Origin of the sequence: Polaribacter sp. R2A056_3_33 (assembly GCF_019278485.1) — a bacterium.
Lineage (GTDB): Bacteria > Bacteroidota > Bacteroidia > Flavobacteriales > Flavobacteriaceae > Polaribacter.
In genome coordinates this window covers 1512712-1526155 of the sequence record NZ_CP058984.1, presented here as the reverse complement: position 1 = coordinate 1526155, position 13444 = coordinate 1512712, and the positions used below count along the sequence as shown (strand labels likewise).

The window sequence follows — 13444 nt, the reverse complement described above, 5'->3', positions numbered from 1 at the left end:
TATGAAAAATTATAAATATATAGGATTATTTCTTTTGGCTTTCAGCATTACATCTTGTGATGTAAACAATGAGTTAGATGAAATAGTAGATCCAGTAAAACCGCTAGTAACGTTAAATAAAAATGGATTAGATTTTTCTACATACATTTCTATAGGAGCTTCTTTTACCGCAGGATATACCGATGGAGCATTGTTTAAAGCGGGGCAAGAAAATTCTTTTCCAAACATTCTAGCAGAAAAATTTGGAACCACATTTAAACAACCTTTAATGAATGATAATATTGGAGGTTTGGTTTTTAACGGAACAGCAGTTCAACCGCCAAGATTTTATTTTGATGGAGCTGGTCCAACAAGGTTAAGTGTTTTACCTACAACATCTTTAACATCTAAAGTATCTGGTCCTTTTAATAATTTTGGAGTGCCTGGTGCTAAAAGTTTTCATTTAGGTGTTGCTGGTTATGGAACATTAAACCCATATTTTGGTAGAATGGAATCTAGTTCTTCTGCTACAGTTATAGGAGATGCATTAGCCCAAGCACCAACGTTTTTTACATTATCAGAAATTGGAGGAAATGATGTTTTAGGTTATGCACTTTCTGGAGGTTCTGGAGTAGACCAAACAGGAAATTATGATCCTTCTACTTATGGAGAAACAGATATTACAGATCCAACTGTTTTTGCAAATGTGTTAAATGGTATGGTAACAGCACTTACATCAAATGGAGCAAAAGGAGTGGTTGCAAATGTACCTTATATTACAGATTTAGCTAATTTTAGTACAGTACCTTATAACCCTCTTCCTTTAGATGCAGCAACAGCAGAAGCTGTAAATGCTGGTTATGCGCCTTATAATGGCGGTTTACAAGCAGCTGCGGCAGCTTTAGCCGGAACTGGCTTATTAACAGATGATGAGGTAGCTAAAAGAACAATTAGTTTTTCGGCTGGTCAAAATGCAGTAGTAATTATAGATGAAGACTTAACAGATTTAGGAGCTATAAACCCAGCTTTTGCAGAAATTCCAAAATATAGACAAGCAACTGCAGATGATTTATTATTATTAGCAAGTTCTGCTATTATTGGTACTACAGTTAATGGAAATGCATCGTTAATTAACGGAGTATCTGTTCCTTTAGCAGATAATTGGGTTTTAACACCACAGGAGCAAGCAGCAATAAAAACGGCTACAGATGCTTATAATACAACAATTGAAACAATAACAAGTACAAATGAAAATGTTGCATTGGTAGATTTTAAAGGTCTTTTACAAGAAGCTTCTGAAGGGGTTATTTTTGATAAATATAGGTTAAATACAAGTCTAGTTACTGGTGGTTTAATAAGTTTAGATGGTGTACATTTAACAGGGAGAGGTTATGCTTTAATGGCTAATGAAATTTTAGAGTCTATAGATGCAGAATTTGGTTCTAATTTTACTTTAGCAACAGATGGTTTGGCTAAAGCAGATGATTATCCTACAAATTATTCCCCTACTTTAAAGTAAGAAAATAATTACAATAACATAAAAGAGGCTATCTAAAAATATATTTTTAGATAGCCTCTTTTATGTTATTGAACAATCTTTTTAAGATAACATCATTACAGCTCTTTTAACTCCGCTAACCAAAACATCAATCTCTTCTTTTGTGTTATAGAATGAGAAAGAAGCTCTAATAGTTCCGGGTATTTTATAGAAGTCCATAATTGGTTGTGCACAATGATGACCCGTTCTTACAGCAATTCCTAATTTATCTAATATAGAACCAATATCATACGGATGAATATCGTTTACATTAAAAGAAATTACAGCTGTTTTGTCTTTTGTAGTTCCGAAAATTTTTAGGCCTTCAATTTTTAAAAGTTCTTGTGTTCCGTACTCTAAAAGCTCATGTTCGTATTCAGCGATAGCGTCAAAACCAATAGAATTTAGATAATCTATAGCTGCTCCAAAAGCAATTCCTCCACAAATATTTGGCGTTCCTGCTTCAAATTTATGAGGCAAGCCTGCATACGTAGTTTTCTCAAAAGTTACGGTAGCAATCATTTCTCCACCACCTTGGTAAGGAGGTAGTTTTTCTAACCATTCTTGTTTTCCGTATAACATTCCAACACCTGTTGGACCACATAATTTGTGAGCAGAAGCCACATAAAAATCAACATTTAATGCCTGTACATCTGGTTTTATGTGGGGTGTAGCCTGAGCTCCATCAATTAAAACAGCAGCATTTACCTTATGTGCAGCGTTAATAATTTCTTCAATTGGGTTTATAGTTCCCAATGCATTAGAAACGTGGTTACAGAAAACTAATTTTGTTTTATCATTCAATAAATTATGATATGCCTCCATGTTTAAAGAACCATCCTCTATCATTGGAATGACTTTTAAAATAGCTCCTGTTTTTTCGCATAACATTTGCCAAGGCACAATATTAGAATGGTGTTCTAAAGCAGAAACAATAATTTCGTCGCCTGTGTTTAAAAGTGATGCAAAACCAGCAGCAACTCTATTAATACTGTCTGTTGTACCAGCAGTTAGAATAATCTCATACGCTTCTTTTGCATTAAAATGATGCTGAATTTTAATACGCGCTTGTTCATATTTATCTGTCGCTTCCTGACTTAAAGTATGTACTCCTCTGTGAATATTAGCGTTGTAGTTACTGTAATAATCTACAATTGCATCAATAACAACTTGTGGTGTTTGAGAAGTAGCAGCATTATCAAAATAGACTAAAGGTTTTCCGTGAACGGTTCTTTTTAGAATTGGAAAATCTGCTCTAATTTTATCAACATTTATCATACAAAATCAATTTAAAACACAAAGATAACCGATGAAGTTTGAAACTTGTAATAAAGACAATATGAATTTCTTATTTTTACATAACTAAACTCTTTTCTGATGAAAATTTTTAAACGGATTCTACTTTTGATATTGATTGCTATAGTTGGTGTTGTTATTTACAACTATCCAAAATTGAATCTCTTGGCTGGTTATTCTGCTAAAAACATGGCTTCATCTGTTTTTGTTGCGGATAGAACTCTAGAGTTTACAGACACTACAGACAATAATTTTTCTCCAGTTAATTTGGCTTCTGATGCAATTGATTTAGAAAATAAAAATGCAACGTCTTCTGCTTTTGGTTTGTTAAGTAGAAAAGCTATTTATAGAGAAGGTTTAGGTGTTGTTTTAACCTTAGAAGAAAGCGATGAAACTGCAGATTATTTAGTTCCTAAAAGATTAGAAGCAGATAATAATACACCTTACCCTTATGGAAACGCCCCACAAATAGATACTATTTTTGCAAATTTAGATTATGATAAAATTGATGAATCTGTAGATTTATTATTTGATCCTTCCAATAAAACAAGAGCTGTTTTGGTTGTTTATAAAGATCAAATTGTTTCAGAAAAATATGCAGACGGATTTCATAAAGAGTCAAAATTTTTAGGCTGGTCTATGACAAAGAGTTTGTTAAGTACTGTATTTGGTATTATGGAAAATCAAGGTGGAATTAATGTGTTTGGCAAAGCTCCAATTGATTCTTGGCAAAATGATGAACGTAAAAAGATTACCATCAATAATTTATTACAAATGAATTCTGGTTTAGAATGGGATGAGAATTATGCGGAAATTTCTGATGCGACTAAAATGTTGTTTCTAGAAAGAGATATGACCAAGATGCAAGAAAATAAGCCTTTGGTTGGTAACCCAAACGAGAGTTGGAATTACTCTTCTGGTACCTCCAATCTATTATCAGGTATTTTAAGAACTTACTTTAAAACGCATCAAGAATATTTAGACTTTTGGTATATCAACTTTATTGATAAAATAGGGATGAACTCTATGGTCTTAGAAGCCGATTTGAGCGGAAATTACGTAGGTTCTTCTTATTCTTGGGCAACTGCAAGAGATTGGTCTAAATTTGGTCTTTTATACCTTAAAAATGGAAATTGGAATGGAGAAGAGTTGTTTACAAAAAAATGGGTAGATTATATAACAACACCAACGCCAGGTTCTAACGGAACTTATGGTGCGCAGTTTTGGCTAAATGCAGAAAATGATTTTAAGGACGTGCCTAAAAACATATATTATGCAGATGGCTTTCAAGGACAAAGAGTGTATGTTTTACCAGAGCAAGAAATGGTAATTGTCCGTTTTGGTTTAAATAATTTTGATGAAAATACCTTTTTAAAGGGTGTGATTGAGTCAATTAAATAAATTTTATTATTTCTAAATTAGAAAAATTGCTAGAATTCAGAGAAATATGATACAAACACAAGAAGAATTAATAGAGAATGCACTTTTATATTTTAAGAGAGGCGATTTTTCTTTAGGTTATAGAACGCTTTTAGATGCTTCTTTAAACACAGATTCTACAGAAATATTTATCAAAGTATTAGACTTTGTAGAAAAATATGAAAATGAAAGTAGTGATGATAAATCGTCATTACTTTTGTTATTTACAGAATGCTGTAATCAATTAAAAAATATAAAAATTGAAACCAAAAACTTAGTTGGTACAACAATTTTAAAAGCAGATAATATTACCAAAGATTATAACAAAGGTCGTTTTGTTTTAGGTCCTGTAAATGTCGAATTGAAAAAAGGAGATATTTTTGGTTTGGTTGGTGAAAATGGAAATGGAAAAACAACGTTATTAACGGTGTTGGCTTCTTTAAATAAAGTATCTGCAGGTAGTTTAGAGTATTCTTTTTCATCAAAAAATAAAGACGCTTACGATGTGTTGTCTAAATTGGTTTACATACCGCAGAGAACGGCTGTTTGGTATGGTAAAGTTTTAGATAATTTAAAATTTACGTTGGTACATTATGGTGTAAAAGGTAAAAAAAATGATTTACTAGTTTTAATGATGGTTGCCCGGTTTGGTCTTTGGAAATACAAAGATTTAAAATGGAGCGAACTTTCTTCTGGATATAAAATGCGTTTTGAGTTGGCAAGAACAATGTTACGCAAGCCAGAAATTATTTTGTTAGATGAGCCCTTGGCAAACTTAGATATTTTGGCACAACAAATTATCCTAGAAGATTTAAAGATGATGTCTAAATCTCCTGTAAACCCAATTGCAATGGTATTTTCTTCTCAGCAATTATATGAGGTAGAAAAAATTTCTGATGAGGTTATTTATTTAAGAAATGGTAAACCTTCTAATGAGTTAAATATTGCAGAAAAAACAGCAAAGCAATTAATTATAGAATTAGATGCAACCAACTCTAGAGAAGAATTAGAAACTGTTTTTAAAGAACTGAATTTAGAAAAGCTAGAGTTTAATGGAGGTGTTTATATCTTGTACTTTAAGGATGAAATTACATTTAATAAGGTGCTAAATACGATTGCAAGTCATCAATTAAATGTAACGTATATTAGAGATATTTCTAAATCTACCAGACGCTTTTTTGTGTATTAATCATCTAAACAATAATAATGAATTTCATCAATAAAATAAATAAATATCTTTTAGAGCATTATCCATTAATTTGGAATACTCGTTTAGTTTGGATGCTTGGAGTAAATATAATTGTTCATTTACTTTTCTTTTTAATAGGCTTTTCTTCCGTTAATGGTTTAGCAGACTTAAAAGAACATTATAAGTTAGATGATTTCTTCTTTTTTACATCTAACGTGTATTACAGCGTGTTGATTTCTATTTTTCTATTATTAATTTGGATTATTTTTTACCTAAGAAATAATGCTTTTAAAAATTTGTATTCTGTAAAAAAGGGAATGGTTTTTCAGCAATTTTGTATTGTATTTCTCATCATTCTAATAAGTACAACACAATTTTATTCTTTTAAAACAGGTTTAAAAATTAAAACAAGATCTCTTTATAATTGGCAAGAATTAGATAAAGATATTAAGACTTTTAATAAGTTTAGTTTGTTTTTAATGCAAGAACAAGATGAATATGAAATAGATAAAAAAGAATATCCGGTACCTTTTCCTTTAAATGTTGCAGTAGGTTATGATCAGAATTTAACAGATAATATTGATACTACTCAAGTTTTTTTTAAAAGGGATGGTCATTTTTTACAGTTTTATAAGTTCAATAATAACTCTAATTTAGAAACGAACAACTCTTACAAAACTAGATCTGCAATTGATTTTGATAATTTTGAAGATAGAACTATAATTGATATAAGTGAGTTTAAAGAGTTTTTAAATCCGTCTTTATTCAATTATTCAAAAGAGAAATTTAATTATGCTCAAGACTCTTTAGACTATAAAAATCAGCTTAATTTCTATCAAGAAATATTAAATAATAAAGATGATGTTAAAATAAAAGAAGGATTAAATGAGGTGCTTTCCATCTCAAAAAAATATGAAATAAAACATAACTTAACAGTAGACAATTGGTTTGAATTAATCGATAATAAACCAAGTTACCTTTTAACGGAATTGATACATACGAGCAACCCAAAAGAAGAATATTATGGAAGAACAGGTTATGGAGTAAACAATTTATCTTCGGGTAAAGATATCCCTTACTCTAAGAGTTTATACTTCGATTTTAATGATACTGATAATTTCTTTAAGAACGTATATGAATCTTATTTTCCTGGTTTTAATATTGTCTTTTTGTATTTTATAATTGCCTTTTCTTTTTGTTTAAGCATTCTTATTTTAATATTTAAAACAACAAGCATTAAAACAATATTGTTAAGTTTTGTAGCAAGTTTGGTTGTTTTGGTATTAATAGTTTGGTTAATGTCTTCTTCTAGCAATTTGTTTGGGTATAGTAAATACAACGAGTACTTTATAATGTTGTTTATCTCTTTTTTAATTATCGTTTTTTCAATTTTTTCTTATATTTTAAATTGGAAAAAAACGATAATATCTATCTTTTGGTCGTTAGTTTTATTTGCAGTACCAACCTTCTTTTTGTTTGCTGCTTTTAGTTATTCTAGATTTTTAAAAGATGTTTATTTAGAGTTAAACCCTCAAAATTATAATTATAAAAGTAATTTTGAAACGTGGTTTCAGAATTATGGTTTTTGGGTAATACTGTTGGTTAGTGTAATTACAATCTATGTGTATTCTTTATTTATCAGAAAATTAAAAGCAAGACCAGAGTAAACTATTTTATGATAAAACAGAATAAAACCACTTATTTCTAAGTGGTTTTATAACACAATTTAATGGTTGGTTTATTAACTTTTACCTTTTATCAGACTAAGTGCTACAGCAGCAATACCTAATGCGATAGTGATATAAGAATTGGTGTTGTCTTGAGATTCTATCAAATCTAAATCACCTATTGAGACTTCTGTTTCTGGCTGAATCATAGTGTAAGTTCCATAAACAAGTAATACAACTCCTGCTATTAATAATACTGTTTTAATTGTTTTATTCATAATCTTCAGTTTTTTTATAAAGTTACAAAAAATATAAATAAAAAAAACCACGCAATTTGCGTGGTTTTTTTTTATATAAAAAGTGGTTTTAAGATTTACAAATCGAAACCAATATTTACGTTTAGTTTTTCTGCAATTAATTTGGTAATACGTTGTTTTACCTCTGGTATTTTAACGCTTTCTAAAACCGTATTTGCAAAAGCAAACATTAACAATGCTTTCCCTTCTTTTTTAGGAATACCACGTTGTTGCATGTAAAATAAAGCATCATCATCTAATTGACCAATAGTACAACCGTGAGAACATTTTACATCATCAGCAAAAATTTCTAATTGTGGTTTTGCATTAATCGTTGCTTTATCACTAATTAAAACATTGTTGTTTTGTTGGTATGCATTTGTTTTTTGAGCTTCTTTATTTACAATTACTTTACCGTTAAAAACTCCCGTAGAGCGCTCGTCAAAAATTCCTTTATAATCTTGATGAGATTCGCAATTTGGTTCTATATGATGTACCAAAGTGTGGTGATCTACATGTTGTTTTCCTTCAATAATTGTAATTCCTTTTAAGATAGAGTCCATATGTTCTCCACGTTGATAGAAATTTAAATTATTTCTGGTGATATTTCCTCCAAAAGAGAATGTATGTACAGAAACAACGCTGTTCGTTTTTTGTTCTATGTAAGTATTATCTACTAGAGAAGCATTTATCTTATCATTCTGAATTTTATAAATGTCTACCGTAGAGTTTTTAGCTGCAAAGACCTCAGTAACAACATTAGACAACACAGCGTTGTCTGTTAAACTTTGGTGACGCTCTATAATTTGAACGTGTGCATTTTCTTCTACAACAATTAAGTTTCTTGGCTGTATCATTGTAGCAGCTTCCGAACCTGTTGTAAAATTAATAATCTGAATAGGCTTTTCTACTTCTACATTTCTAGGAATATAAATGTAAGCTCCTTCATTGGCAAACGCAGTATTTAACGAGGTTAAATTATCTTGTTTTGCAATTTTATTGAAGTAGTTTTCTATAACAGGGCTATATTTAGCTTTTGATATTGCTGAAGAAAGTAAACAAATATCTTTTCCATCATGCGTTACATCAGAAAGGAAAGAACTGTATTTTCCGTCTATAAAAATAATTTTATAGGTGTCAATATCATGAATAAAATACTGTTTTACATCCGCAAATTCAACGTTATTTTCTTTGTTAGGGAAAATACTATAATCTTGTTTTAAAATTGAGTTTAAAGAAGTGTATTTCCATTCTTCCAATTTTTTGGTAGGAAACCCTAATGTTTCAAAATTTTGTAATGCTTTTGTACGTATGTTATGTATTTCTGAATTGATATCTACATCATTTTCAAAAGCAACATAAGATGATACTATTTTATCTTTTAATTCCATTGTTTTATAAGTTTCAGGTTTAAAGTTTCTTTTGTTTCAAGTTGTGACTACTTGAACTTAGTTCCTTTAAAATCTCTTTTATTTAAATAGCTGATAAAATTTGCTATTTTTTTACTCAAATGTTCACACTCAATAATTAAATCGTTTAATTTTTCTTCAGAAATATATTCCGAATCAAAGAGTCTGTAAGATTGTGAACGAACTTCTCCAGCAGAACCTTTTGCAATTGATAAATATTGTCTAAACTCTAAATTTCCATCTCTTTCAAAACCTTCAGCAATGTTATCCATTACTGAACCAGAAGAAGTTTTAATTTGATCTTTAAAACGATAGTCGTTTTTCAAATCAGTATTTTTAGAAATAAAAATAACTTGCTGAGCTAATTTTCTAGCTAGTTGCCATATTTCTAAATCTTCGAATCTTCTTATAGTAGCCAAAACATGAAACTTTAAACAATAGAAACAAGAAACATTTTAAACTAATTCTTGTTTAATCCAGTCGTAACCTTTTGCTTCTAATTCTAAAGCTAAAGAAGCATCTCCACTTTTTACTATTTTACCATCGTGTAAAACGTGTACAAAATCTGGTACGATATAATCTAATAAACGTTGGTAGTGTGTAATTACAATAACAGCGTTGTCTTTAGATTTTAATTTATTTACTCCGTTTGCAACAATACGTAAAGCATCAATATCTAAACCAGAATCTGTTTCATCTAGAATAGCTAATTTTGGCTCTAACATTGCCATTTGAAAAATTTCGTTACGTTTCTTTTCTCCTCCAGAAAAACCTTCGTTTAAAGAACGAGATAAAAATTTACGGTCTATTTCTAATAATTCAGATTTTTCTCTGATCATTTTTAACATGTCTTTTGCAGGCATGTCTTCTAAACCTTTTGCTTTACGAGTTTCGTTAATAGCAGTTTTAATAAAGTTTGTTACAGAAACTCCAGGAATTTCTACAGGATACTGAAAAGATAAAAACACACCGTTATGTGCTCTTTCTTCTGGTGCTAATTCGCTAATATCTTCACCATTTAACTCAATTGTACCAGCAGTAACTTCATAATCTTCTTTACCGGCAATAATATTAGCTAAAGTACTTTTACCAGCACCATTAGGTCCCATTATGGCATGTACTTCACCTGCTTTTACTTCTAAATTCAATCCTTTTAAAATTGATTTATTATCAATACTCGCTTGTAAATTTTCTATTTTTAACATCCTTTTTATGCTATTGGCTTTTAGCTTTTGGCTAGAAGCATTATTTTAATAATTATATATTTTATGGTTGGATAATTAATTATCCAACACTTCCTTCTAAACTGATCTCAAGTAATTTCTGAGCTTCTACAGCAAATTCCATAGGTAACTTATTTAGTACCTCTTTACTAAATCCGTTTACAATTAAAGCGATTGCTTTTTCTGTATCTATACCACGTTGGTTACAGTAAAATAATTGTTCTTCACCAATTTTACTTGTAGTTGCTTCGTGTTCTATTTGTGCCGATTTATTCTTAGCCTCTATATAAGGGAACGTGTGTGCTCCACAAGCATTACCCATTAATAAAGAATCACATTGTGAGAAGTTACGAGCGTTTTCTGCTCTTGCTCCAATATGTACCAAACCTCTGTAAGAGTTTTGAGAATTACCTGCAGAAATTCCTTTAGAAATAATGGTAGACTTGGTGTTTTTACCCAAGTGAATCATTTTTGTTCCGGTATCTGCTTGTTGAAAATTATTAGTAACTGCAATAGAATAAAATTCACCTACAGAGTTATTTCCTTTTAAAATACAAGAAGGATATTTCCATGTTACAGCAGAACCAGTTTCTACTTGTGTCCAAGAAATTTTTGCATTGTTCTCGCAAATACCTCTTTTCGTTACAAAATTGTAAACTCCACCTTTTCCTTCTTTATTACCAGGATACCAGTTTTGTACGGTAGAATATTTAATTTCTGCATCATCTAATGCAATTAATTCTACAACAGCTGCGTGTAATTGGTTTTCATCTCTACTTGGTGCAGTACAACCTTCTAAATAAGAAACATAACTACCTTTATCTGCAACAACTAGTGTTCTTTCAAATTGTCCTGTTCCGCCTTCATTAATTCTAAAATAGGTAGAAAGTTCCATCGGACATTTTACTCCTTTTGGAATGTAACAAAAAGATCCATCAGAAAAAACTGCAGAATTTAATGCTGCATAAAAGTTGTCTGTTGTTGGTACAACGGTTCCTAAATACTTTTTAACCAATTCTGGGTGTTCCTGAATTGCTTCAGAAATAGGCATAAAAATAATACCCTTTTCACCTAATGTTTTCTTAAAAGTAGTCGCAACAGAAACAGAGTCCATTACAATATCTACAGCTACATTAGCTAATTTTTTTTGCTCATCTAGAGAGATTCCTAAACGCTTAAAAGTGTCTAATAATTCTGGATCTACTTCATCTAAAGAGTTTAACTGTGGTTTCTTTTTTGGCGCAGAATAATAAGCTATGTCCTGAAACTTTGGTTTCTCATAATGTACATTTGCCCATTCTGGTTCTTCCATTTTTTCCCAAACTCTATAAGCTTCTAAACGCCATTCAGTCATCCATTCTGGCTCGTTTTTCTTTTTAGAAATTGCGCGAACAACATCTTCACTTAATCCTATGGGAAATGTGTCACTTTCTATATCTGTATAAAAACCGTATTTATATTCTTGGGTTTTTAATTCTTCTTCTAGCTGCTCCTCTGTGTACTTTGACATCTTTTTCTTAAATTTTTAAAGTGAGAATGATTCTCCACAACCACAAGTTCTATTTGCGTTTGGGTTGTTAAAAACAAATCCTTTTCCGTTTAAACCTCCAGAATATTCTAAGGTTGTTCCTACTAAATATAAAAAGCTTTTTTTATCAACAATGATTTTTACATCATTCTCTATAAAAACTTTATCGTTTTCTTCTTGTTTGTTATCAAAAGTTAAATCGTAAGATAAACCTGAACAACCACCACTTTTTACACCAACGCGTACAAAATCGGTTACTGCATTAAAGCCATCGTCAGTCATTAATTCTATGACTTTCTTCTTTGCTGTGTCTGAAACTTTTATCATAATTTTAAATAGATTAAATCTAAATTGTCTGCAAATATACGATATAAGTCGAAGAAAAATAACAAACTTTCATTAACAAACCCAATTAAACAATTGGTTTTATTGATTGTTCTTTTAAGTAACCATTTTATAGACCACGATATTATTTTAGATTGATCCTATACTTTTACAGATTGTGTGAAAATATTAAATACCCGTCGATGTAAATTAATGTTATAACAGTTTTTATTGTTGATAAAACTCTTTAAAATGAATTATGAATATTATAATAAAATATTGATAGATTGATAACTCATTTTGTATTTTCGAAACATGGAACTGCAACCACCTTTTAGAAAAATAATTCATGTAGATATGGATGCATTTTATGCGTCTGTAGCAGAATTAGACAACCCTGAATTACGTGGAAAGGCAATCGCTGTTGGTGGAGAAGGCAGAAGAGGTGTTATTTCTGCAGCAAGTTACGAGGCGCGTAAATTTGGTGTAAAATCTGCAATGAGCGGCACTTTAGCAAAACAAAAATGTCCGCATTTAATCTTTGTAAATAGCGATTTTCCTCGCTATAAAGAAATATCACAAAAAGTTAGAGACATTTTTTACGAGTATACAGATTTGGTAGAGCCGCTTTCTTTAGATGAAGCTTATTTGGATGTTACGGAAAATAAAAAAGGAAATCCGTCTGCAAATACCATTGCTAGAGAAATTAGAGATCGTATTTTCGAAGAAACAGGTTTAAGAGCTTCCGCAGGAATTTCTATAAATAAGTTTATTGCAAAAGTAGCGTCTGATATTAATAAACCAAACGGACAAAAAACAGTGCATCCAGATGAGGTTATTCAATTTTTAGAAGAATTACCTGTCAATAAGTTTTACGGAGTTGGTAAAGTTACTGCTGCTAAAATGTATAACTTAGGCATATTTGTGGGGAACGATTTAAAGAAAAAAACTTTAGAAGAACTGATTAAATTTTTCGGGAAATCGGGTGCTCATTATTATAATATTGTTCGCGGAATTCATAATAGTGCAGTAAAACCAAACAGAATTCGGAAATCTGTTGCTGCAGAAAGGACTTTTAGTGAAAACATTTCTTCGGAAATATTTATGATAGAAAAGTTAGAGAAAATTGCAGATGAGTTAGAAAAACGCATGAAAAAAACGGATACAAAAGGAAAAACAATCACTTTAAAAATTAAATATTCAGATTTTACACAACAGACAAGAAGTAAAACTAAAGATTATTTTATGCAAACTAAAAACGAATTTTTTCCTGTAGTAAAAGAGTTGTTGTTTCAAGATAAAATTACCAATTCGGTACGTTTATTAGGTTTGTCTTTTGGTAATTTAAACACCGAAAATAAAGAACCTGTTTGGGTACAATTAAAATTTGAATTCTGACGCTAAGTGTCTTTTTGTATGCTACAGAATTATGGTAAGCATTACTTAGTAATTTGTTAACTTAAATTATGAAGAGTTCAATTTCTGTAGGCTTGCCTAAAAATGGAAAGGATTAATAATACTTCAAATTGTCATTTCGACGATAGGAGAAATCTCATAACCGTAAAAGCACAAAACTG

The 13444-nt window shown here is 30.4% G+C and carries 12 protein-coding genes; 5 read left to right on the top strand and 7 right to left on the bottom strand.

The features are described from left to right. Position 1: 1 nt before the first annotated feature. Complete coding sequence (locus H0I29_RS06575; protein ID WP_218754835.1) at positions 2-1498, top strand: G-D-S-L family lipolytic protein; 1497 nt, start codon at positions 2-4, stop codon at positions 1496-1498. An 81-nt stretch (positions 1499-1579) separates the two neighbouring features. Here the strand turns inward: H0I29_RS06575 and H0I29_RS06570 are convergent, their stop codons facing one another. Next, on the bottom strand, positions 1580-2794 hold the full coding sequence (locus H0I29_RS06570; protein ID WP_218754834.1) for an aminotransferase class V-fold PLP-dependent enzyme: 1215 nt from the start codon (positions 2792-2794) through the stop codon (positions 1580-1582). A 99-nt stretch (positions 2795-2893) separates the two neighbouring features. Between H0I29_RS06570 and H0I29_RS06565 the strand changes: the two genes are divergently transcribed. From H0I29_RS06565 to H0I29_RS06555, 3 genes are read left to right on the top strand one after another with little or no spacing between them, the layout of a single operon-like run. Further along, a complete protein-coding gene (locus H0I29_RS06565; RefSeq protein WP_218754833.1) occupies positions 2894-4213 on the top strand; it encodes a serine hydrolase in 1320 nt (439 codons plus the stop codon). 46 nt (positions 4214-4259) lie between these two features. Beyond that, a complete protein-coding gene (locus tag H0I29_RS06560) occupies positions 4260-5420 on the top strand; it encodes an ATP-binding cassette domain-containing protein (RefSeq protein ID WP_218754832.1) in 1161 nt (386 codons plus the stop codon). A gap of 17 nt (positions 5421-5437) precedes the next feature. Next, the gene (locus tag H0I29_RS06555; protein WP_218754831.1) at positions 5438-7087 is read left to right on the top strand and encodes a hypothetical protein; all 1650 of its coding nucleotides are present in this window, start codon (positions 5438-5440) and stop codon (positions 7085-7087) included. Positions 7088-7161: 74 nt separating this feature from the next. Here the strand turns inward: H0I29_RS06555 and H0I29_RS06550 are convergent, their stop codons facing one another. The 6 genes from H0I29_RS06550 to H0I29_RS06525 form a co-directional block, all read right to left on the bottom strand. Next, entirely contained in the window at positions 7162-7365 is a 204-nt protein-coding gene (locus H0I29_RS06550; protein ID WP_218732032.1) for a hypothetical protein, read from the bottom strand. Positions 7366-7460: 95 nt separating this feature from the next. After that, a complete protein-coding gene (gene sufD, locus H0I29_RS06545) occupies positions 7461-8774 on the bottom strand; it encodes a Fe-S cluster assembly protein SufD (RefSeq protein WP_218732031.1) in 1314 nt (437 codons plus the stop codon). 47 nt (positions 8775-8821) lie between these two features. Continuing rightward, positions 8822-9211, bottom strand: a complete 390-nt coding sequence (locus tag H0I29_RS06540; RefSeq protein WP_218754830.1) for a four helix bundle protein — start codon at positions 9209-9211, stop codon at positions 8822-8824. Positions 9212-9247: 36 nt separating this feature from the next. Continuing rightward, positions 9248-9997, bottom strand: a complete 750-nt coding sequence (gene sufC, locus H0I29_RS06535) for a Fe-S cluster assembly ATPase SufC (protein WP_165731435.1) — start codon at positions 9995-9997, stop codon at positions 9248-9250. 79 nt (positions 9998-10076) lie between these two features. Beyond that, positions 10077-11525 (bottom strand): Fe-S cluster assembly protein SufB, encoded by a 1449-nt coding sequence (gene sufB / locus H0I29_RS06530; protein WP_218732029.1) that lies wholly within the window; start codon positions 11523-11525, stop codon positions 10077-10079. A 15-nt stretch (positions 11526-11540) separates the two neighbouring features. Further along, positions 11541-11870, bottom strand: a complete 330-nt coding sequence (locus H0I29_RS06525) for an iron-sulfur cluster assembly accessory protein (RefSeq protein ID WP_165731437.1) — start codon at positions 11868-11870, stop codon at positions 11541-11543. 312 nt (positions 11871-12182) lie between these two features. On the opposite strand from H0I29_RS06525, the gene dinB reads away from it, so the two are divergent. Continuing rightward, positions 12183-13265 carry a DNA polymerase IV gene (dinB, locus tag H0I29_RS06520; RefSeq protein ID WP_218754829.1) on the top strand — a complete coding sequence of 361 codons (1083 nt, stop codon included), beginning with the start codon at positions 12183-12185 and terminating at the stop codon, positions 13263-13265. Positions 13266-13444: the final 179 nt, after the last annotated feature.